This is a genomic window from Kitasatospora sp. NPDC028961 (assembly GCF_055564815.1).
Genome location: NZ_JBVHVO010000017.1, coordinates 130,428 through 150,630, shown reverse-complemented (window position 1 = coordinate 150,630; position 20,203 = coordinate 130,428). Strand labels below are relative to the sequence as shown.

Annotated in this window: 22 protein-coding genes and 1 pseudogene; 9 read left to right on the top strand and 14 right to left on the bottom strand. The window is 76.6% G+C overall.

Translation table 11 applies throughout. The annotated features are described in order from the left end of the window. Positions 1-95: 95 nt before the first annotated feature. The 4 genes from ACZ4UX_RS25750 to ACZ4UX_RS25735 form a co-directional block, all read right to left on the bottom strand. Positions 96-791 (bottom strand): alpha/beta fold hydrolase, encoded by a 696-nt coding sequence (locus tag ACZ4UX_RS25750; RefSeq protein WP_465708403.1) that lies wholly within the window; start codon positions 789-791, stop codon positions 96-98. 75 nt (positions 792-866) lie between these two features. Next, entirely contained in the window at positions 867-2,441 is a 1,575-nt protein-coding gene (locus tag ACZ4UX_RS25745; RefSeq protein WP_465708402.1) for an MFS transporter, read from the bottom strand. Next, positions 2,438-3,001, bottom strand: a complete 564-nt coding sequence (locus tag ACZ4UX_RS25740; RefSeq protein ID WP_465708401.1) for a helix-turn-helix domain-containing protein — start codon at positions 2,999-3,001, stop codon at positions 2,438-2,440. Before ACZ4UX_RS25740 ends, ACZ4UX_RS25745 begins: the two co-directional genes overlap by 4 nt. Positions 3,002-3,213: 212 nt before the next feature. After that, positions 3,214-4,644, bottom strand: a complete 1,431-nt coding sequence (locus ACZ4UX_RS25735; protein WP_465708400.1) for an MFS transporter — start codon at positions 4,642-4,644, stop codon at positions 3,214-3,216. 70 nt (positions 4,645-4,714) lie between these two features. Between ACZ4UX_RS25735 and ACZ4UX_RS25730 the strand changes: the two genes are divergently transcribed. Continuing rightward, complete coding sequence (locus ACZ4UX_RS25730; protein WP_465708399.1) at positions 4,715-5,704, top strand: GlxA family transcriptional regulator; 990 nt, start codon at positions 4,715-4,717, stop codon at positions 5,702-5,704. Positions 5,705-5,852: 148 nt separating this feature from the next. Here ACZ4UX_RS25730 and ACZ4UX_RS25725 read toward each other — a convergent pair whose 3' ends face one another. Then, complete coding sequence (locus tag ACZ4UX_RS25725; protein ID WP_465708404.1) at positions 5,853-6,092, bottom strand: hypothetical protein; 240 nt, start codon at positions 6,090-6,092, stop codon at positions 5,853-5,855. Here ACZ4UX_RS25725 and ACZ4UX_RS25720 point away from each other — a divergent pair. The 3 genes from ACZ4UX_RS25720 to ACZ4UX_RS25710 all read left to right on the top strand — a co-directional run bounded on the left by ACZ4UX_RS25720 (position 6,052) and on the right by ACZ4UX_RS25710 (position 8,836). Further along, positions 6,052-6,816, top strand: coding sequence for an SCO4651 family lipoprotein (locus ACZ4UX_RS25720; protein WP_465708398.1), 765 nt, complete (start codon positions 6,052-6,054; stop codon positions 6,814-6,816). The genes ACZ4UX_RS25725 and ACZ4UX_RS25720 overlap by 41 nt on opposite strands. 180 nt (positions 6,817-6,996) lie before the next feature. Then, positions 6,997-8,313: a DUF5685 family protein gene (locus tag ACZ4UX_RS25715; RefSeq protein ID WP_465708397.1), complete on the top strand. Its 1,317-nt coding sequence runs from the start codon at positions 6,997-6,999 to the stop codon at positions 8,311-8,313. Positions 8,314-8,635: 322 nt separating this feature from the next. Next, on the top strand, positions 8,636-8,836 hold the full coding sequence (locus ACZ4UX_RS25710; protein ID WP_465708396.1) for a hypothetical protein: 201 nt from the start codon (positions 8,636-8,638) through the stop codon (positions 8,834-8,836). Here the strand turns inward: ACZ4UX_RS25710 and ACZ4UX_RS25705 are convergent. The 5 genes from ACZ4UX_RS25705 to ACZ4UX_RS25685 form a co-directional block, all read right to left on the bottom strand. Next, positions 8,809-9,117: a hypothetical protein gene (locus tag ACZ4UX_RS25705; protein ID WP_465708395.1), complete on the bottom strand. Its 309-nt coding sequence runs from the start codon at positions 9,115-9,117 to the stop codon at positions 8,809-8,811. The two genes, ACZ4UX_RS25710 and ACZ4UX_RS25705, sit on opposite strands and share 28 nt — an antisense overlap. Further along, positions 9,110-9,268 carry a hypothetical protein gene (locus ACZ4UX_RS25700; RefSeq protein WP_329491152.1) on the bottom strand — a complete coding sequence of 53 codons (159 nt, stop codon included), beginning with the start codon at positions 9,266-9,268 and terminating at the stop codon, positions 9,110-9,112. Before ACZ4UX_RS25700 ends, ACZ4UX_RS25705 begins: the two co-directional genes overlap by 8 nt. 112 nt (positions 9,269-9,380) lie before the next feature. Continuing rightward, entirely contained in the window at positions 9,381-9,782 is a 402-nt protein-coding gene (locus ACZ4UX_RS25695) for a pyridoxamine 5'-phosphate oxidase family protein (protein WP_465708394.1), read from the bottom strand. Positions 9,783-9,903: 121 nt separating this feature from the next. Further along, the gene (locus tag ACZ4UX_RS25690; protein WP_465708393.1) at positions 9,904-10,536 is read right to left on the bottom strand and encodes an MBL fold metallo-hydrolase; all 633 of its coding nucleotides are present in this window, start codon (positions 10,534-10,536) and stop codon (positions 9,904-9,906) included. After that, positions 10,533-11,618 (bottom strand): S-(hydroxymethyl)mycothiol dehydrogenase, encoded by a 1,086-nt coding sequence (locus tag ACZ4UX_RS25685; RefSeq protein ID WP_329491148.1) that lies wholly within the window; start codon positions 11,616-11,618, stop codon positions 10,533-10,535. The genes ACZ4UX_RS25690 and ACZ4UX_RS25685 overlap by 4 nt, the downstream gene beginning before the upstream one ends. Before the next feature lie 494 nt (positions 11,619-12,112). Between ACZ4UX_RS25685 and ACZ4UX_RS25680 the strand changes: the two genes are divergently transcribed. Both ACZ4UX_RS25680 and ACZ4UX_RS25675 read left to right on the top strand, forming a co-directional pair. After that, entirely contained in the window at positions 12,113-13,417 is a 1,305-nt protein-coding gene (locus ACZ4UX_RS25680; RefSeq protein WP_465708392.1) for a cytochrome P450, read from the top strand. 140 nt (positions 13,418-13,557) lie between these two features. Next, complete coding sequence (locus ACZ4UX_RS25675) at positions 13,558-13,800, top strand: ferredoxin (protein WP_465708391.1); 243 nt, start codon at positions 13,558-13,560, stop codon at positions 13,798-13,800. Between the two features lie 172 nt (positions 13,801-13,972). Here the strand turns inward: ACZ4UX_RS25675 and ACZ4UX_RS25670 are convergent, their stop codons facing one another. Beyond that, positions 13,973-15,154, bottom strand: a complete 1,182-nt coding sequence (locus ACZ4UX_RS25670; protein ID WP_465708390.1) for a phosphotransferase — start codon at positions 15,152-15,154, stop codon at positions 13,973-13,975. On the opposite strand from ACZ4UX_RS25670, the pseudogene ACZ4UX_RS25665 reads away from it, so the two are divergent. Beyond that, positions 15,123-15,656 (top strand): annotated as a pseudogene (locus tag ACZ4UX_RS25665) (DUF4262 domain-containing protein); the annotation flags it as partial. The gene ACZ4UX_RS25670 and the pseudogene ACZ4UX_RS25665 overlap by 32 nt on opposite strands. Here ACZ4UX_RS25665 and ACZ4UX_RS25660 read toward each other — a convergent pair. The 3 genes from ACZ4UX_RS25660 to ACZ4UX_RS25650 form a co-directional block, all read right to left on the bottom strand. Next, on the bottom strand, positions 15,638-15,766 hold the full coding sequence (locus ACZ4UX_RS25660; RefSeq protein ID WP_465708389.1) for a hypothetical protein: 129 nt from the start codon (positions 15,764-15,766) through the stop codon (positions 15,638-15,640). The pseudogene ACZ4UX_RS25665 and the gene ACZ4UX_RS25660 overlap by 19 nt on opposite strands. A 76-nt stretch (positions 15,767-15,842) precedes the next feature. After that, positions 15,843-16,739 carry a PhzF family phenazine biosynthesis protein gene (locus ACZ4UX_RS25655; RefSeq protein ID WP_465708388.1) on the bottom strand — a complete coding sequence of 299 codons (897 nt, stop codon included), beginning with the start codon at positions 16,737-16,739 and terminating at the stop codon, positions 15,843-15,845. A gap of 212 nt (positions 16,740-16,951) precedes the next feature. Further along, complete coding sequence (locus ACZ4UX_RS25650; RefSeq protein ID WP_465708387.1) at positions 16,952-18,046, bottom strand: DUF5937 family protein; 1,095 nt, start codon at positions 18,044-18,046, stop codon at positions 16,952-16,954. A 101-nt stretch (positions 18,047-18,147) separates the two neighbouring features. Here ACZ4UX_RS25650 and ACZ4UX_RS25645 point away from each other — a divergent pair, with 101 nt between their 5' ends. Both ACZ4UX_RS25645 and ACZ4UX_RS25640 read left to right on the top strand, forming a co-directional pair. Beyond that, complete coding sequence (locus tag ACZ4UX_RS25645; protein WP_465708386.1) at positions 18,148-19,485, top strand: MFS transporter; 1,338 nt, start codon at positions 18,148-18,150, stop codon at positions 19,483-19,485. Positions 19,486-19,511: 26 nt separating this feature from the next. Continuing rightward, on the top strand, positions 19,512-20,093 hold the full coding sequence (locus ACZ4UX_RS25640) for a hypothetical protein (protein WP_465708385.1): 582 nt from the start codon (positions 19,512-19,514) through the stop codon (positions 20,091-20,093). The last annotated feature ends 110 nt before the right edge of the window (positions 20,094-20,203 follow it).

Sequence of the window (20,203 nt, the reverse complement as noted above, 5' to 3'; positions counted from 1 at the left end):
CCCCCCCCCCCCCCCCCCCCCCCCCCCCCCCCCCCCCCCCCCCCCCCCCCCCCCCCCCCCCCCCCCCCCCCCCCCCCCCCCCCCCCCCCCGCCCCTCAGCGCCGGGCGAGGTCCAGGAACGGCGCGACGGCCGCGACGAACTCCGCCGGCCGGGTGTGGTGCACCAGGTGCCCGGCCTCGACGGTGACCACCCGGCAGTCGGCGATCCGCCCGGCCATCTCGGCGATCCGGTCCTGCGGGACGTGGCTCGCCCGGCCCCCGGCCACCACCAGGGTGGGTGCGGTGATCGCGGCCATCCGCTCGAGCCAGACCGGCTCGGGGGTGTCCAGCTGCGCCTTGACCGGCTTCACCACCGCCCAGTCGAAGTCCACCGGCCCGGGGGGCGCGTCGGCCACCGGGGCCGCCGGACGCGGGTAGGGCGCCGGGACGTCCTCCAGCACCAGCCGGCCGACCCGCTCGGGGTGCTCCTGCGCCAGCAGGTACGCCACCACACCGCCCATCGAGTGCCCGACGACATCGACCCGGTCCAGCCCGAGCGCGTCCAGGAAGGCGAGGACGTCGTCCCGCATCGGCTCGACGCCGTACCGGCCGGGCCGGCCGCTGTCCCCGTGGCCGCGCAGGTCGAGTGCGAGGACGCGGTGGCGCGGCGCGAGGTCCGGCAGCACGCCGGCCCAGTCGGTGGCCCGCTCGCCGAGCGCGTGCAGCAGGAGCAGCGGCGGGGCACCCGGCGGGCCTGACTCGCGGTAGGCGAGGGTGACCTCCGGCAGTTCCACGGTCCGATGATCGGTCATGCCGATCACCGTATGCCGTGGCCCCCGGCTGCCGACAGGCCGTTCGCCCACCGCTCAACCCGGCCGGTCGCGGTCCTATCCCCGGGCCCGTACCTCGCCGGCCCGTACCTTCCCGGCCTGCACCTCGCCGGCCCGGCCGGGGGCGGGCGCTCCGGGACCGGTCTGCCCGGGCAGCGGTACCGTCACCGGTCGCGCGTCCTCCCGGGCCGCCACCGGTCCGCCGTCCTCCCGGGCCGCCGCCCGGCTCGCGAGCACCGAGGCCAGCACCGCCAGGGCGGCCACCGCCGCGCAGACGGCACTGGCGGAGGTGTACGCGGCCCGGTGACCGCCACCGCCGCCCGTCGCGCGCAGGTAGACACCGGAGAGCGCCGAGACGCAGACCGCCGCCGCTATCCGCTGCGCCATCTGCAGGATCGCCCCGCTCACCCCGGCCGCCTCGGCGGGCGCGTGGCGCAGCACGTACGCCTGGTTGGTCGCGCCCATCACGCCCGCGGCCGCGCCGCCGAGCAGTTGCAGCCCCGCCAGCAGCCAGGGCAGCCCACCCGTCGGCGCCCACCGCACGACCAGGCCGCCGGTGAGCATCACCAGCGCCGCGAGCGTCAGGCCCGCGGTGACGGTCCGCCGGCCGAAGCGCTGCACCACCCGCCAGGCGAGCGCCGAGGCGACGCCCATCGAGACCGCCGAGGGCAGCGCGACCAGCGCCGCGCCCATCGGGGAGAGGCCGAGCCCGTCCTGCAGGAACATCGCCAGCACCAGCCCGGCCGCCACGGACGAGCCGAACTGGGCCATCGCCACCGCCGTGCCGAGCGCGTACGGCGCGGACCGGGTGAGCGCCGGGTGGATCAACGGGTGCCCGCCGGCCCGGGCGCAGCGGCGCTGCCACCACACCAGCGCGCCCAGCAGCAGGGCCGCGCCGGCGCCGAAGGCCAGCCAGCCGGTCCAGGCGGGCGGCTGCACGAACGGCAGCATCAGCACCAGGGTCAGCGCGGCGACCAGCAGCAGCCCGACCAGGTCGAGGTCGGCGTTGCGGGCGCTGGGGCGCGGGCGCGGCAGGCAGCGGGCCGCCAGCACGACGGTCACCAGCCCGAACGGCACGTTGAGCAGGAAGGTCAGCCGCCAGCCGAACTCCGGTCCGACCGCGGCCAGGACGGCGCCGCCGATCGGCGGCCCGAGCGCGAAGGCCAGGCCGCCGGTGACGGCGTACATCCCGAGTGCCCGGGCCCGCAGCTGGCCGTCGAACACGTCCTGGATGGTGCCGATCATCTGGGAGTTGACCAGCCCGGCCCCGGCGCCCTGGAGCAGCCGGGCGGCCACCAGCACCCAGGGCTCGGTCGCGGTCGCGGAGAGCACGCTGACGGCGGTGAACACGGCCAGGCCGGTGACGAAGAACCACTTGCGGCCGCGGACGTCGCCGAGCCGCCCGCCCGGGACCAGGGCCAGGCCGAAGGCGAGCGAGTAGCCGGCGACGATCCACTGCAGATGGGCGGGGCCGGCGTGCAGGCTCTCCCGGAGGGCGGGTATCGAGGTGTTGAGGACGGACTGGTCGAGCAGGGTGGTGAACCCGCCCGCGACGCAGACCAGCAGGACGCGGCGCCCGGCGGCGTCGAAGCGCTCCCGGGGCGGCGCCGCTGGGCCGGGGGCGGGGGTCATGGCTCGACCACCACCAGGACGTAGCGGGCGGCCTCGGGCCCCGGGCTGCGGAACCGGGTGCTGTCGGCGGTGAACCGCAGGCAGTCGCCGGCCGCGAGCTGCTGCGGCTCGCCGTCGACGGTCAGCTCCAACCGGCCCTCCAGCAGCCAGAGGTGGTGCTCCAGGCCGGGGACGGACGGCCGGTCGTAGGCGATGTCGGCGCCCGCCGGCAGCAGCCCCTCGATGATCTCGGCCCGCAGCGAGCCGTCCGGCGGGGACACCGAACGCCGCACGAACCCCGTCGCCTCGTCACGCCAGACCCGCTGCTCCCCGGCCCGGACCAGCCCGGCCGGGGCCAACTCGACCTCGGCGAGCAGCCGCGACATCGTGCGCCCGTACACGGCGCAGAGCCGGCCGAGCAGGGCGGCCGTCGGGCTGACCTCCGCCCGCTCGACCCGGGACAGCGTGGACCGGCTCACCTCTGCCCGGCGCGCCAACTCCTCCAGCGTCCAACCGCGTTCGACGCGGAGTTCGGCCAGTCGGATGGCCAGCCGCTCGTCGGCGGCCGTATCGATTCCCATATTCGCGATGCTATCCCGGATATGGGATCACCTACAGGGCGCGGCCCCGGTCGAGCGGCCCGGCGGGGGGCGCCGGCGCGTGGCGTGCACGGCCGCGCCCCGGTGGTGCCACCGGTGTGCGGCCGGTGTGCGGCCGGTGTGCGGCCGGTGCGCGGCGCGATCACCCCGGCGGCGCCGGCCGCTCCGCGCCCCGGCGGCCACCCGGCGATACGTCAGCGGTCCGGGGCCTCCGAGGCCGCAGGTCCGGGTCGGCCCGGCGCCTCCGGCGTGCCGCCCGCGGGAGCCGCACGGCCCAGCGTGCGGATCGCCGGGATCGCGAACAGCGCCACGCAGCCCGCCAGGCAGGCACCCGCCGACACCAGCAGCAGCCGCCCCGGGGAGGCCAGCGCGGTGGCCGGTCCTGCCAGGATCTGACCGAGCGCGATCCCGGACACCGAGCCCGCCAGCTCGTACGCGCTGACCCGGTTGAGCACCGCGGGCGGGGTGTGGGTCTGCACACTGGTCGCCCACATCACCGACCAGAACGCCCAGGCGCCGCCGCCGAGCACGTGGCCCGCGAGCAGCACCGGCAGGCCGGTGTCCAGTGCGACGCAGAGCGGCAGCACGGTGTACAGCGCCATCGCCGCCGCACCGGCGGCCAACGGCCGGGCCGGGCGCACCCGCAGGGCCAGCAGCCCGCCGAGCACCGTTCCGACGCCGAGGAAGGAGACCGCCAGACCGTAGGCGTTCGGGCCGAGCCGGGCACCGACCAGCGCCGAGCTGAGCGGCACCAGCGGACCGAAGAGCAGCACGCCGTAGCCCACCCAGATCAGGATCACCGCCCACATCCAGGTGCGCGCACGGAACTCCTGCCAGCCCTGGCGCAGGTCGCGACGGAGCGAACCGCCGGTGCGGGCAGCGGGGTCGGCGCCCGCCGGGGAGCCGGCGGCGGCCGGGGCGGCCTCGGGCGCGCCGGCCGGGGCGAGCCGGATGAGCGCCAGGCACAGGGCGCTGAGCAGGAAGGTGGCGCCGTCGATCGCGTAGACCGTCCCGGCGCCGGTCAGCGCGATCAGCAGGCCCGCCAGGGCCGGGCCGAGCAGTTGGGCGAGCGCGTCGGCCACCTTGAGCGTGGCGTTCGCCCGCTGCGGCTCGCGGGCGACCAGCGGGACCATCCCGTTCACCCCCGGCTGGAACATCGCGGTGGCCGCGCCCGCCAGCGCCGCCATGGTCACCAGCAGCCAGAACGGCGGCGGTCCCACGAAGAACGCGGCGGCCAGCACCCCCTGGGTGAGCACCCGGGCGAGGTCCGCGCCGACCATCATCCGGCGCGCACCGACCCGGTCGGCGAGCACCCCGCCGAACAGGACCAGGGCGACGACCGTCCCGGTCCAGATGCCGAGGACGATGCCGACCCCGGAGATCCCGTAGAGCGCGCCAACCGCGAGTGCGGTGGCGACCGGCATCATCGCGTCGCCGACCAGCGAGACCGCGCGGGCGACGAAGTAGAGCGTGAAGCGCCGGTCCCACAACGGGGGCCGGGCGGGCGGCGGACCGGTCCGGGCGGCCCGAGTGGTCCGGACGTTCCGGGTGGTCCGACTGTTCTGCGCGTTCTTGGTGTTCTGGCTGTTCTGTGCGTTCTGGGTGTGCGTCTGCGAGGTGGTCACAGCACGATGGTGGTCTGGACCATTCGACCACCCCAGTGTCCTGAACGACATGATGGGGTACTTTCGCGCCATGACGCTTCGTCCGCCGCCCGGATCCCCGGCGCCGCACCGGGTCGTGGCCCTGCTCCAGCCCCCGCAGTCGACCTTCCTGCTGGCCTGCGCGACCGAGGTGCTGGGCGACCACGGCCCGGCGATCCCCGCCCGCTACACGTTCGAGGTCTGCACCGAGCACCCCGGCCCGGTGCGGACCCAGGTCGGCTACGACCTGCTGGTCACGGCGGGCCTGGACGCGCTGGAGCGCGCGGACACCGTCCTGGTCCCCGGCTGGCAGCAGCCGGCCGGCACCGAGGTGCCGCCGGCGGTGGTCGAGGCGGTCCGCCGGGCGCACCGGCGCGGCGCGCGGATCGTCGGCATCTGCTCGGGCGCCTTCGTGCTCGCCGCCGCCGGACTGCTGGACGGCCGGCGGGCCGCCACCCACTGGGCCCGGGCCGCCGAACTGGCCGACCGGTTCCCCCGGGTCCGGGTCGACCCCGCGGTGCTCTACGTGGACCACGGCGATGTCGCCACCAGCGCCGGATCGGCGGCCGGCGTTGACCTCTGCCTGCACCTGGTGCGCACCGACCACGGCGCCGCGCACGCGATGCGGATCGCCCGGCAGATGGTGATGCCGCCGCACCGCGAGGGCTGCCAGCTGCAGTACGCCGAACTGCCGACCTCCGGACCGGTCACCGACTCGCTGGCCCCCCTGCTGGAGTGGCTGGGCGGGCGGCTGGACCAGCAGGTCAGCGTCGCCGAGATGGCGCTCCACTCCCAGGTCTCGGGCCGCACGCTGACCCGGCGCTTCACCGAGCAACTGGGCATCAGTCCCGGACGCTGGCTGCTGGACCGGCGGATCGCCGCCACCCGGGCCCTGCTGGAGGAGACCGACCTGCCGGTGGAGACCATCGCGCACCGGGTCGGCCTCTCCTCGGCGGTCAACCTGCGCCGGCGCTTCCACGAAGCCCTGCGCACCACGCCCGCCGCCTACCGGCGGGCCTTCCGCTCGGACCCGACCCGATAGTCCCGGGCCGCCCCGGGACCGCCCGGGGCCGGGTGGAACCACCCCGGCGGAACGCCCCTGACCTGGCCCGATAGGGTCGGTGTGCCGGGCGGGTGCGAAGCACGCACCACCATGGGGACGTCGCACCGCGCGGCGGGCCCGGCCGTCGTCACCGTGTCACCACCAGGTCGGGGGAAGAAGTGCGCCGTTCCACAGGTCTCGTCAGTACCGTGCTCGCGCTGCTGTGCGCGGCGGGCTGCTCGTCCGCCGCCGGCGGGAGCGCCGCCGGGCCGTCGGCGAGCGGCTCGGCGGGCGTCTCGGCGAGCGCCTCGGCGTCGGCGGGCGCACCGGCGGCGAGCACCGCGGCCGTGAGCACCCCGCCGCCGTCCGGCGCTCCGGCGACGCCCACGGGTGCCACGAGCGCCCCGGCCGCGCCGTCCGCGGAGCATGCCGCCGCCGTGCGCGAGGCCGCGGCCGCCACCGGCCGCACCAGCGCCAGGGTCGGCCAGACCGTGCAGCTCACCAACGGCGACACCACGTACAACCTGGCCGTGGCCGGGGACTTCGACATGGCGGCGGACCGGGGGCAGCTCGGCGTCGACCTCCCCGGGGGCGCGATCAGCCACCTCGACGAGGTCTTCGCCGACGGCCAGGTGTACGTGCGCGGCTCGGCGGGAGTGCCCGCGGGGTCCTGGGCGGCGATCGACCGCGAGCGGCCCGTCGCGCACGCCCTGCTCCGGTCGCCGGTCAACGATCCGGAGCACGTCCTGCAGCAGCTCTCCACGCTGACCCGGGTCGTCCGGAACGGGGAGGAGGAGCTGGACGGCGTCCGCACCGTGCGGTACAGCGGCGTGCTGGCCGACGACGCCGTCGTCCTGCGCCTGGCACCGGAGGTCCAGGCCAAGCTGGCGACCTACCGGAGCCTCGGCGGCGGCGACCTCCGGATCCCGGCCGAGGTCTGGGTCGAGCCCCAGGGCCGGGTGGCGAAGGTCCGGCTGGTCCTGGACATGGACCCGATCCACGCCGTCACCACGGTCACCTTCACCGAGTTGGGCAAGCCGGTGAAGGTGTCGCCGCCCCCGGCGAAGAGCACCAGCGCGGTCACCGAGCTCTCCGGCGTCCTCACCGGCTGACCGGCCCGCGCCGGGCGCGGAGCCGGCCCCGCACGCCTGCGGCCTGCGCCGCGACCTCCGGCGGACGGCCTCCCCGCCGGTGTTACCCACCTGGTTCACGACCCTTCCAAAGCCGTGAACTGCCGGTCATATGATGTCCGCGATCGGGGGCCGACCAGGGCCCGCGCACCAAGGGGGATCATGTTCGGGATCATCAGGCCGTGTCGGCACCGGCTCTCCGAGCGGCTGCAGGCCTCGTGGATGGCTCATCTGTGCGGACTCTGCCTGGCACTCAGGGACGACCACGGCCAACTGGCCCGGACGGCCACCAACTACGACGGTCTGATCATCTCGGTGCTGGTCGAGGCGCAGAGCGCGAAGGACGACGCCTCCTGGCGCCGCACCGCCGGGCCCTGCCCGCTGCGCGGGATGCGCACCGCCTCGGTCGCCAAGGGCGAGGGCGCCCGGCTGGCGGCCGCCGTCTCGCTGGCGCTCGCCTCGGTGAAGATCCGCGACCATGTCGAGGACCGGGACGGCGTGTTCGCCCGGCGCCCGGTCGCCGCCGGGGCCCGCGCCGTCACCAGGCGCTGGGACCGCAAGAGCGCGGGCGGCGCCTCGGCGGTCGGCTTCGACACCGCCGTCCTGCTCGACGCGGCCTCCCGCCAGGGCGCGTTGGAGCGTGCGCTGCCCCCGGGCGGGTCCGTCCTGCTGGTCACCGAGCCGACCGAGAGCGCCACTTCGGCGGCGTTCGCCCACACCGCCGTCCTGGCCGGCCGGCCCGGCAACGCCGAACCGCTGGCGGAGGCGGGGCGTCTGTTCGGCCGGCTCGCCCACCTGCTGGACGCCGCCGAGGACCAGGCCGAGGACGCCGCGAGCGGAGCCTGGAACCCGCTCACGGCGACCGGCACCGACCGGGCCGAGGCCGAACGCCTCTGCCGGGACGCCGTCCACGGCATCCGGCTCGCGCTGCGCGAGGTGGAGCTGACCGACCGGGCCCTGGTGCACACCCTGCTCGCGCACGAGACGGAGCGGGCCGTGGAGCGCGTCTTCGGCCCGGCCGCGCACACCGCCACCTGCCGGACCCGGACGGCGCCCGCCGACGGGCACGGGGGCGCCGGGCACGGTTCCGCCCCGCACGGTTCCGACCCGTACCGGTCGGCGCCCCGGCAGGACCCGGGGCAGGCGCCGCCCGCCGGTCCCGGCGCGCCGATCCCGCCCTGGGTGCCGCAGGGCCCCGGGTTCACCCCGCCCGGCGGCCGCCCCCGGCACCGGCGCAACCTGCTGGCCGGCTGCGCGGTCTGGGCGCTGATGGCCTGCACCTGCCAGCTGATGTGCTGCTCGCACGACGATCCGTTCTCGCGCGAGCGCAAGGAGGGGTGGTGCGCACGGCAGGACGTCGACTGCGGGGACTGCGGGGACTGCTGCAGCAACTGCGGTGACTGCTGCAACTGCTGTGGAGACGGCGGGTGCTGCGACGGCTGCGGATGCGACGGGTGCGACTGCGGCTGCGACTGCTGAGCACCCCCGCCCTGCGCGGGCCGGGCGCGATCGCCGCCCGCGCAGGGCCGCTGACCCCACCTCAGGTGGAGCCGGCGTCGTCCGCGAGGCCGGGCCGCCCGGCGCGGCGGCTCCGACCTGCGACGGACCACGGCTCCGCGACTTCTTCGCCCCGCTGCCCGCCGAGGGCCTCGCCGGGCCGGTACTCCTGCTCAGCGCGCGGCGCGGCAACGAGGCGCCGGAGGCGGCCGACGGGGAGCGGACCTGGCAGCAGCTGACGGGCTGGCGGCGCTAACTGGATCTGCCCGAGGGCGGTCACCTGTCCTTCTGTGACATGCCCCGGGTGCTGGAAGCCTTCGGGGTGCGCGACCGGATGCCGCCGGAGACGGCACGCCCGCAGTACGGCAGCCTGCGCGGCGAACGCGCGCTCGCCACGTCCCGGGCCTGTCTGGGCGCCTTCTTCGACCGGCACCTGCTCGGCCGCCCGAGCGCACTGCTGAACGGCCCCTCGGCGGACTACCCGGAGGTCCGCTTCGTGAAGTAGTCCACGCCCGCACCGGCGGCCGCGACCACGCCGACACCGGCGCCGACAGCGACACCCGCACCGGCGCCGACACCCGAGCAGCCGGCTCCCCCGCCCCGGGCCGGCCCGGCCGGGTCCGGCAGCGGGACAGGTCCCGCCACCGGCAGCCCGCCCGTCGCCGAACCGGACAGCGGGTCCGGGAGCGAACCCGACCAGGGAGCGGACACCGGCCCGCGCTGCCAGAGCGGCAGCACCGCGACCGGCCCGCGCTCACCGGCCGTCGTCACCCCGGACTCACGCATCGAACCCCGCCTCGGCGGCCGCCCGACGGTCCGCCGTCAGCGAGTCGCCCAGGCGCGCCAGCAGCACCCGGAAGCGCTCCGTGTCCTGCTCCGTCATCCGCCCGTCGGGCAGCGCCCGCCCGCCCTGCTCCTCGACCGTTCCCTCGTTCATGCCGCCAACGCTAGGCGCCGGCGATCAACGGCCGATAAACACCCACATCACGGAGGCACCACGGGTACCACGAAGCTCCGGGCACACCCGCGGGCCGCTGCCGTCGCGGCCGTTACGCCCGGCCGAGCACCCGGTCGACGGTGATCTCGATGACCACGCGGTCCGGGTTCACCCGGGGCTCGCGGTACCGCTCGGTGTACCGCCGGACGGCATCGGCCACCGCGTCCGGCTCGTCCCGCACCTCGGCCACGCCCTCCAGCGTCGACCAGCGCGCGCCGTCCACCTGGCAGACCGCCACCCGCATGCCCTCGGCCCCGGCGGCCTGCACATTGCGCACCTTGCGACTGGTCCGGCTGCTGATCACCCGCGCCGTCGCGGTCTCCGGCTGGTACGTCACCCCCACCGGCACCACGTGCGGCGAGCCGTCGGGGCGCCGGGTGGTCAGCGTGGAGATGTGCCGCTCCCGCCAGAAGGCGAGGAAGGCTTCGTCGAGTGCGTGCGGATCATGGGCCATGCCCGCGATCGTACGGCGCCCGGCCCGGTGCGCGGGGCACCGGGCCGGGCATCGCCCCCGGTCACCGGCCGGAGCCGGAACCGGGGCCGGCGGCCGGAGCTGGAGCCGGGGACCATCGCGGTCAGTGGCCGCGCGCGATCCACTCCGGAAGTGCGGGCGCCTCGGCGGCGATCGTGGTCGGGTCGCCGTGGCCGGTGCGGACCACCGTCTCCGGGGGGAGCGAGAGGAGGCGGTCCCGGATCGAGTCGATGATCGTCGGGAAGTGCGAGAACGACCGGCCGGTGGCGCCCGGGCCGCCCTGGAAGAGGGTGTCACCGGTGAAGACCGTGCCGAGCCCGGGCGCGTGGAGGCAGACCGCGCCGGGCGCGTGGCCGGGGGTGTGCAGCACGGTCAGCTCGGTGCCGGCCACCACGATCCGCTGTCCGTCGGCGAGTTCGCCGTCCGGCAGGCGGTCCGGGTGGGTGAGCTTCCAGAGCGGCAGGTCGTCCGGGTGCAGCAGGATCGGCGCACCGGTGCGGTCGGCGAGCGCCGGGGCCGCGTCGATGTGGTCGTTGTGCGCGTGGGTGGAGACGATCGCCAGCAGGCGGCGCCCGCCGAGGGCCGCCTCGATCGCCTCGGCGTCGTGCGCCGCGTCGATCACCACGGCCTCGTCGTCGTCACCGACGATCCAGACGTTGTTCTCCACCTCCCAGCTGCCGCCGTCGAGGTCGAAGGTGCCGGCCGTGACCAGCCGGTCGATCCGCGCGCCGCTCACAGGATCACCACCGAACGGAGCACATCGCCCTCGTGCATGCGCGCGAACGCCTGCTCCACGCCGTCGAGTTCGATGGTCTCGCTGACGAACGCGCCGAGGTCCAGCCGGCTCTGGAGGTAGAGGTCGATCAGCATCGGGAAGTCCCGCGACGGCAGGCAGTCGCCGTACCAGGAGGACTTCAGCGCGCCGCCCCGGCCGAACACGTCCAGCAGCGGCAGCTCCAGCGTCATCTCCGGCGTCGGGACGCCGACCAGGACGACCGTGCCGGCCAGGTCACGGGCGTAGAACGCCTGCTTGTACGTCTCCGGGCGGCCGACCGCATCGATCACGACGTCCGCGCCGTGGCCGCCGGTCAGCTCGCGGATCGCCTCCACCGGGTCGGCGGTGCGGGAGTTGATGGTGTGGGTGGCACCGAGCTTCTCCGCGGTGATCAGCTTGCGGTCGTCGATGTCCACCGCGATGATCTTCCCCGCGCCGGCCAGCCGCGATCCGAGCACCGCCGCGCCGCCGACACCGCCGCAGCCGATCACCGCGACCGAGTCGCCCCGGCCGACGTTGCCGGTGTTGATCGCGGCGCCGATGCCCGCCATCACACCGCAGCCCAGCAGGCCCGCGACGGCCGGCTCGGCCCTCGGGTCGACCTTGGTGCACTGGCCGGCCGCGACCAGGGTCTTCTCCGCGAACGCGCCGATGCCCAGCGCCGGGGACAGCTCGGTGCCGTCCAGCAGCGTCATCTTCTGCTTGGCGTTGTGCGTGTCGAAGCAGTACTGCGGGCGCCCGCGCTCGCACGCGCGACACTGGCCGCAGACCGCACGCCAGTTGAGGACGACGAAGTCACCGGGCACGACCTCGGTGACGCCCTCGCCGACCGATTCCACGATCCCCGCCGCCTCGTGCCCCAGCAGGAACGGGAAGTCGTCGTTGATGCCGCCCTCCCGGTAGTGCAGGTCCGTGTGGCAGACGCCGCAGGCCTGGATCCGCACCACCGCCTCGCCCGGCCCGGGGTCGGGTACGACGATCGTCGTCACCTCCACGGGCGCGCCCTTGGCACGCGCGATGACTGCCTTCACCTGCTGGGCCATCCGATTCCACCTCCGTCGGCCGGTGCGGCTCTGCACCGGCGTGACCTGCGTCAAACGACTTGCCCACGAAGCGTATCGCCCGGTGCGGGGCGCGCCCGGCGAACGGCCCCGGTGATCCCGCTCACCGCCCCCGGGCGGCGGGGGCGCGTGGGCGCGACCGAGCGCCCGTCATCGGCCCCTCAACCACCCCGCGTTGGCTGAATTGGTTGCTGACTGTGGCTCGGCGCCCACGTACGGTCGTAACGACCCGTCCGACTCACCCGCCCCGTCCGCCCGCGTCGCCGCCCGGGCCGGCCGCACCGTGCCAGGCCTCCCCGACCGACCGTTCCCGCCGATCCGCCCCGCCGTGCACCACCCCCCGGCCCCCCTGCGCCGCCCCGACCGCCCACCCAGACCGCCCACCTCGACCGCATGCCCCGCCCCCGCGCACCTCCCCGGATCCACCCCCCGTCGGGCCGCCCCCGCGGCCCACCGCCCTGGAGTCTGGAGTACGGATGTCCGCCGAGAACAGTGCCACCCGTGCCACGACCGGCCCCGCCGAGACCCATGCGCCCGGCCCGCCCCGTCCGGCCCCGGCGTCCCACCCGTCCGCGCTGGCCGCCCCGGCCGGCCCGCCTGCCCTGCCCGCGCTGCCGCCGCTGCACTGCCTGCGGCGCCTCGAACCGGGCCCGCCGCGCCTCGGGGCGCTGCCCACCGGCACCCCGGTCTGGCTGGTCAGCCGGCACGCCGACGTGCGGCAGGTGCTGACCGATCCGCGCCTGGGCCGCGCCCCGCTCTACGCGCCCGAGGCACCCCCGCTCACGCTCACCCCGAACCTCCTGGACAACCCGGAGGGCATGCTGAACCTCGACGGCGTCGACCACCAGCGGCTGCGCCGCACGGTGCAGCGGGCGTTCACCCCGCGCGCGATAGCCCGCTGGCGGCCCTGGGTCGCCTCGGTGGTCGAGGCCCTGCTGGACGAGCTGATCGACCAGGGCTCCCCCGCCGACATCATCGCCGCCTACACCCGCCCGCTGCCGGTGGCCGTGATCAGCAGGCTGATGGGCCTCGACGGCCTGGACGGCAAGCGCCTCGCCCACTGGAGCGACCACGCGCTCTCCACCACCGCGCACTCGACCGAGTCGGTCCGGGTGGCCATGGAGGAGTTCGCCGGTTTCGGGGCCGGCCTGATCGCCGAACGCCGGGCCGCGCCCGGTGACGACCTGGTCAGCGGCCTGCTCGCAGCGGCCCGGGAGAGCGGGGGCATCACCGAGCGGCAGCTGGTCTCGCTGGTGATCGGCCTCGTGGTGGCCGGGCACGAGACGACCATGACGATGCTCGGCAACGCCCTGGTCTATCTGCTGAGTGACGGCCGCGAGGCCTGGCACCGGCTGGCCTCCGACGAGCAGAGCGCGGCCGCCGCCACCGAGCAGCTGCTGCGCGGCGTCCCGCTCGGGGACGGCGACGCACTCCCCGGTCTGTTCCGGCGCGCCGTCGAGGAGGCGGAGATCGGCGGCGTGCTGATCCCGGCCGGCAGCGTGGTCGCCGCCGACACCACGACCGCCAACCACGACCCCGAGGTCTTCACCGGCGACCTGCTGACCGAGCTCTTCTCGCCGCTGGCCGCGCCGATGTACACCTTCGGCGCCGGGCCGCACCACTGCCTGGGCGCCTGGCTCGCCCGGATGGAACTGGAGCTGGCCCTGCACCGGCTGGCCCGCCGCTTGCCCGCGCTGCGGCTCGTCGGGCCGACGGACTCCATCGACTGGCGGCGCGGGCTGCTGACGCGCAGTCCGAACACGCTCCAGGTCGCCTGGTGACACCGGACTCGACCGGGCCCGCGTCGGACACCCGGCGTACGGGCTCCCGGCAGCCGTCCTCCCCGACCGCTCCCGCTCCCGCGGCCGCGGTTGCGGCGGCTGCGGCTGCCGCCGGAGGCCCGCCCGGGGAGGACGACCCGGTGGTGGTCCGGGTCGACCGGGACCGCTGCATCGGCTCGGGCATGTGCGCGCACACCGCTCCCGGCTCGCTGGCGCTGGGCGCCGACGGCGTGGCCCACCCCCTGCGGGGCTCCGCGCCCGACGGCGGACCGGCCGGCGAGCGGCTGACGGAGCGACTCGCCGAGGCCGTCGACTGCTGCCCGGTCGAGGCGCTCGCCCTGTACTCGGCACGGGACGGCCGCCGGGTCGCGCCGTCCGGCTGAGACCGCCGGCGCCGCCCTCCGGCCCGGGGAGCGGCGGCGCCGACCGCCCCCGGACGGCCGCTCAGGCCCGGGCGGCGGCTTCCGCACAGGCCAGCGCGGCGCGGAGCTCGCTCACCGGATCCCCCTCGTGGTACGGCCGCTCACTGGTCTCGATGTGGTCCAGGAACTCCTGCTACCGCACCGCGTAGGCGAGGTGGTAGAGCGGCTCGACCAGTGCCAGGGCGCGCTCCGGGTCCGACCCGGGGGCGTGCTCCCGCCAGGCACCGGCCCACACCGCGGCGACCTGCGCCCAGCGCTCGTCGGACACGTACTGCCGGGGGCGCAGCCCGTCCAGCGCCGGGTGCCCGAAACAGGAGTCCGCGTAGTCGACGACCACCGCCCGCGTGCCGTCGGAGCGCCAGTTCCCGGGGTGGAAGTCCCCGTGCACCAGGGTCTCGGGCAGCCCGCAGGCGGCCAGCCCCGCGGCCAGCGCGGGCAGCCGGTCCGCGAGCGCCCGGGCGGCGGCGAACTCCTCGGCCGTCAGCGACTCGCCGGACGCTCCCGGGCCGGCCGGCTCCGCGGCGCCCTCCGCTTCCCGTTCCAGACGGTCGAGCAACGCGCCCACCTGGGCGACCAGCGCCCGCGGGGTGCGGTCCCGCAGGCCGGCCGCGGCGGCCCGGCCGTCGGCGGCGAGCGCCGCCTGGGCGGCGACCAGCCGAGGCACCACAGCGGCGACCTCCTCCCCGGACGGACCCCAGCAGTCCTCCCCGGGCGCGTGGTCGAGCAGCAGCCGCCCGTGCAGCGGGTCGGTGCCGAGCAGCCGCGGCACCAGGGTGGGATCGACGCTGCCGAGCAGCGCGATCACCGCACCCTCGTCGGCGTTGAACGCCGGGTTGGTCACCTTCAGCCAGGCGTCGACGCCGGTCGCCGTCCGGTAGCGGAAGAGTCCGGACAGGTTCCACGTCCGGACCTGCTCCACCGGGCCGGCCACCGAACGGCCCACCCGGTGCAGCGTCCGCTCCGCCCAGCCGAGGGTGGCCCGCAGCCCGGCCTGGGTGGCCCAACCGGCCCGCCGCTCGGCCGGCCCGAGCAGGGCGGCCGCCTCGGCACCCGCCTGACGCGGCACCAGGGCGGCCGGGCGCTCCAGTGCCTCCACGTGGTAGACCACGTGCCCGCCGCTGCCGCCGCCACCCGCCGCCACCTCGGCGAGCCGGAGCACCAGTACGGGCACCCCCAGCTCCTCGGACAGCCGCTCGACGACCGGGCCGGCCGACGACCACCACGCCCCGTCCACCTCGAACGGCCCTACCGGGCCGAGGTATTCACTGCCGTGGGTGACGTGGATGCTGACCGTCCGACCGTTCGCCTGTTCCATCCGCGCAGGGTCCCCCTCCCCTTCGACGTGCGCAATCGGTTTTCCGCGCACCGCCGCGCCCACCGCCTCCGCCCACCGCCTCCGCCTCGGCCGCGCCCCCGACCAGGCCGACCGACCGGGCCGGCTCCCCCACTGCCCCTGCGTGCTCTGCACGACCGAGGTGACGGAGCGCCACCGCCGACCGCACTGGGCGCGGGAGGTGGCGAACGTCCGGAGCAGGGGCCGGCACATCGCCGGGGTGGCCGGCGGTGACGTGCCGGACCGGGCGTTCACCGTGGGCCTCCGGCACTCCCGCCGCCTGCCCGAGGTGGCCATGGTCGGGCTGCACGTGCACGACCCGAAGAGCTGGGTCGAGGAAGCCGCCGCACGGCTCGGCGCGACCGGCCCTACCGAACCGAACGGCCTCCTCGACGGCCACCCGCTGATGGTCAGGCCGGTCGATCCCGGGCGGCACCGGCCGCTGCTCGGCAGCACGGTCGGCTTCTACCGGCGGGTGCCGGTGCCCGTCGTCCAGCTGGTGTGGCCGTACGCGGGCGGCCGGTGGCCCTGGGAGGAGGAGGCGTCCAGGGGCTGCCGGGCCAGCCGCGCCTCCGGCTCCCCGTCGCCGCCCACCCTCCGGGGGTCCGGACGGACGAGGCCGACCGGACCCCGACGCCCGGACCCCGACGGTCCGAGGGCTCCCTGGTCGCTACGGGATCACCACCCCCGCGCCCGAGACCCGGACGCGGGTGTCGTCCGCGCGCAGCTCGACTCCCAGCACGCCCGGGCGGCCGAAGTCCTCACCCTGGTGGATCGTCAGGGTGGCCGGTGCGGTCACCGCGCCCCGCTCCCGCAGGTAGGCGCCGAAGGCGGCGGCCGCCGCGCCCGTCGCCGAGTCCTCCACGACGCCGCCGACCGGGAACGGGTCACGGGCGTGGAAGACGTGCTCGCTCTCCCGCCAGACCAGCTGCACGGTGGTGAGCCCGCGGGCCGTCATGTAGGCGGCGAGGCCGTCGAAGTCGTAGTCCAGCCGGGCCAGCCGGTCACGGGTGGCGGCGGCCAGCACCAGGTGCCGGGCGCCGGCGTAGGCGATCCGGGGCGGCAGCGCCGCGTCCAGCTCGGCGGCCGACCAGCCGAGCAGGGCGAGCGCCTCCTCGACGTCCGCGCCGCTCACCTCCTCGACGTGCGGCTCGACGCTGGTCAGCGTGGCGCGCAGGACGCCGTCCGCGCCCTTGTCCACCTCGATCGGCACCTCTCCGGCCTGCGTGGCGAAGACGAACCGGCCCGGGCCCGTCCGCTCGGCGAGCGCGACGGCGGAGGCGACGGTGGCGTGGCCGCAGAACGGCACCTCCAGCAACGGGCTGAAGTACCGCACGGTGTAACCGGCCCCGGCCGGGCCCGCGACGGAGCCGGCCGCGTCCGGTATCAGGAAGGCCGTCTCGGAGTAGCCGAGCTCGGCGGCTATGGCGAGCATCCGCTCCGCGGACAGGCCGGAGGCGTCGAGCACCACACCGGCCGGGTTCCCACCGCCGGGGTCGGTGGAGAAGGCCGCGTAGCGCAGGACGTCGCTCTGGGGAACTGCCGCGGGCGCGTCGTCAGTGATCATGCCCGGTCGAACACCGTCGTTCGGCCGCCTGTTCCCACCCGCCGGCCCCGACCGGTGGTGCGCCGCACGTCGCACGCCCCTTCCAGGCCCGCGCGCCCCCGACACACCACCGCCGACGACCCGCCGGTCCGTCCCGTCCCGTCCGGTCCCGTCCGGTCCCGGAACCTTCCCTCGCGCCGGTACCGCACCGGCACCGCACCGGCACGGCACCGTCAGCGCAGCACCGCCTCCAGCAGGTCCGAGCCCAGCCGGGCGCTGCCCGCCAGGTCGAGCTGGTACAGCATGTACCGCCCGCGCCGCCGGGTGGTGAGCAGCCCGGCCCGGCGCAGCACCGCCAGGTGCCGCGACACCTCCGGCGCGCTGAGCTGCCAGGCCGCCGCCAGCTCCCCCGTGGTGTGCGGACCGCGCGCCATCGTGCGGGCGAGCCGGAGCCGGACCGGGTGGGCCAGCGCCTCCAACCGCTGCTGCACCACGGCGAGCGAGACCGGCTCGGGCAGCCCGCCCTCCGCGATCGGGTACTGCACCACCGGCCGCCACCCGGGCTCGTGCACCACCAGCAGGTGCGGGTGCCCGAAGGCGGTCGGCACGAAGGTCACTCCCCCGGCGTCGGACCGGGTGGCGCTGTCCTGCAGCTTGTCGATGACGATCCGCCGCCGCCCGTCCGCCCGCTCCTCCAGGGCGATCGAGGAGGACACCGCCGCCAGGGCGCTGCCGAGGCCGTGCCGGGCCAGCAGGTCCGCCTTGTGCCGGGCGTCGGCCGCGAGGTCCGGCAGCACCCGGCGCCAGGCGGCCGCGAAGAACGCCTCCCCGCAGTCCTCCAGCAGCCGGCGGAGCAGGGCCCGGACGGCCGGCGGGTCGGCGAACAGTCGGTCGGCGAAGGCCGCCTGGCGAGGGCCCCGGGCCATCGCGAGCTCCCGGGCCCGCTCCTGCGCCACGGGGTCGCTGAGCGGCGAGTCGCGCCGCTCGGAGAGCCGGGACGTCCCGCAGGTCATGAAGGAGGCCGCCCGGACGTACAGCTCGTCGTCGATCCGGTCGACGGCGTCCAGTTCCTCGGCCAGGGTGGCCCCCGGCCGGCCGGGGACGAGGAAGTCGGCCCGCGAGGAGCGCCAGAGGAAGTCGGCCTCGGAGAGGCGTTCGGACAGCTCCGGGGCGAGCGAGGCGGCCGTGCTCGCCGCCCAGCCGTGCAGCCCGGGGTGGTGCGCGGGCTCGGCGAGGACGTGCAGCATCGAGCTCAGCTCGGCCAGCGGCGAGGGGGTGAAGAAGACGCGGTCGTCGGGCAGCGCGGTGATGTCGATGCTGAGGCTCACTCCGGTGATCCTGCCAGCCCGTCACGACGGCAGCGCCGTCGATTGACGGGAGTCGTCAATCGGCGTGCTCCGGGGCGGTGCGCGGCCGCACGGTACCGGCCATGAACCAGCTCCAGCAGAAGTCCCGCTCCGCAGAGGCCTCCGCCCGGGCCGGCCGGCCGCCGAGCCCGACCGCCGCCCGGCCCGGGCCCGCCGCCCTGCTCGCGCTGCTCACCGCCGCCGGTGGCCTCCGCTACGCCACCGCGCTGCTGGTGGACGCGCTCGGCACCGGTCTGCTCCGCCCGTTCATGCTCCTCTACGGCATCGGGGTGCTGCGGCTCGGCGCGGGCACGGTCGGCCTCGCGCTCTCCGCCGGTCTGCTGGCGGGCCTGCTGGTGCTCCCGCTGACCGGCCGCTGGATCGACCGCGGCGCGCGCAGCCTCCCGGCGGCGGCGACCCTGCTGATCAGGGCGGTGGGCTCGGTGGTGCTGCTGTGCGCGGACGGCCTGGGCGGTTTCACGGCGGCCGCCGTGCTGCTCGGCATCGGCGGCCAGAACTGGCCGACCACCCACGCGGCGCTGGTCAGCACCCTCACCGAGGGGCGCACCCGGGACGCCGCGCTGGCCGCCGGGCGGACGCTGCGCAACGCGGGTCTGGGTGCGGGCGCGCTGCTCGCCACCCTGGCGGTGACCGGCGGGTCGGGCGCGATCCGGCTGCTGGCCGGGGCGACGGCCGCCGCGTGCCTGGTCGCGGCGGCGCTGGTGCACTCGCTCCGGGTCACCGACCCCGGCGCCGCGGCTGCCCCGAGCCCCGCCCCGGCCACCGCACCGGCCCCGGACCCGGCCCCGGCCGCCGACCGGGCCGCCGACCCGACGGCCGGCTCCGCCGCCACTCCGGTGCTGCGCCGGATCGGCCTGCTCAGCATCGCCGCCCTCCCCTACGCGTTCTGCTTCGACGTCCTGGAGGTCGCCCTGCCCGCGCTGCTGGTCCTCCATCTGCACGCGTCCCCGGCCTGGTCCTCCGGGGTGTTCGTGGGCAACACCGTGCTGGTGATCACGCTTCAGCTCGCGATCGTGCTCCGGCTCGCCCGCCGTTCCCGACGGGCCGTGCTGGCCTCCGCCGGAGCGGTCCTGGCGCTCGCCTACCTGGGCTTCTGGGCGGCGTGGGCGATCGGCGGCACCGCTGGTGCGGCCACCGTGGCGGCCGTCTCGGTGCTGTTCACGCTGGGCGAGATCCTCTACAGCGGCTCGGGGACGGCCCTGGTCGCCGCCGTCGCGCCGCCGCGGCTGCTCGGGCGGTCGCTCGCCCGCTGGGAGCTGTCGACGGGCGTCGGCCGCGCGCTGGCCCCGGCCGTGCTGACCGCGCTGCTGGCCGCCGGGCCGGGCGTGCTCTGGCCCGCGCTGGCGGCGGCCACCCTGCTCGCGGCCGGGGCGGTGACGAGGCTGGCCCCGCGGGGGTGACCGGCCGGCGGTGGGAGGATCCCCCCATGGCCGTCACCGTCTTCCAGCAGCAGCTCCGCGACCGCTTCCTCGCCGCCACCGTCACGCCGCCGCCGGCGCCCTGGCAGCCCGTCGGTCCCGGCATGATCGCGGTCGGCGGGCTGCTCGGGATCGGCTTCGCCACCGACCCGGCCACCGGCCACGACCTCGTCCTGGCGGTCTCGACCACCGGGCACGGCCTCTTCGACGCGACGACCGGCGAGAAGATCGCCCGGGTGTACGACCCCGAGGAGGAGCCGGACGGTCCGGACCTCGCCTGCCCCGGCATCGGCCCGGTCGCCGACGTCCGCGTCCCGGTGGCCGGCCTCCACGGCGGCGGCCTGCACACCGGTACCGACGACGGCTGGCACGTCGAGGTGCTCGTCCCGGAATGGCCCAACGAGCGGGTCCTGCTCTGCACCGGCGGCGGACCGTACACCGGCGACCACGGCGAGACCTGGTGGCAGGTGTTCCACTCCTCCTGGTCGACCTTCCGCGCCGCCGGGTTCTCCCCCTCGGGGCGGACCTTGGCCGTGGCCACCAGCAGCGACCTCACCCTCTGGAGCCGCCCCGACCCGCGGGGCCGGTGAGCGGTCCGGCTCCCGCACCTCGGACGGTCCCGCACCGGCCCGCGCGGGACCGCCCGAGGTGCGGGCCGCGCTCCGGTCGCCGATGCTGGGCGGCGACGCGCGCGCTGCAC